This is a genomic window from Psychroserpens mesophilus (genome assembly GCF_050617655.1).
GTDB lineage: Bacteria > Bacteroidota > Bacteroidia > Flavobacteriales > Flavobacteriaceae > Psychroserpens > Psychroserpens mesophilus_A.
In genome coordinates this window covers 1-253 of sequence record NZ_JBODQC010000331.1, presented here as the reverse complement: position 1 = coordinate 253, position 253 = coordinate 1, and the positions used below count along the sequence as shown (strand labels likewise).

General features: G+C 62.5%; 1 pseudogene. It reads right to left on the bottom strand.

Annotation, left to right across the window (positions count from 1 at the left end):
- Positions 1-253 (bottom strand): annotated as a pseudogene (locus tag ACRHNM_RS17465) (DNA-processing protein DprA); the annotation flags it as partial.

Below are 253 nucleotides of genomic sequence, written 5' to 3'. Positions count from 1 at the left end.
AATTGATCCTGCCGCGGGTATAGAGCACCAGCGGGCTGTCCGCACATTCCCGCAACCCGGCCGGGTAATCCGGATCCAGGCAGCCCAGGCAGGGGGCACCCCGCTTTTCCGCAAATCGTAGCTCCGCCTGCGCCCTCCGCAGGTAGGCTTCCTCCTCCAGGCTGCTTACCAGGTTGTGCCGTAAGCCGTTGCCAGCCAGCATTTTCGTCTGGGAGAAAACCGCGGAGGGACTGCCGCATATGGCTATCAGATT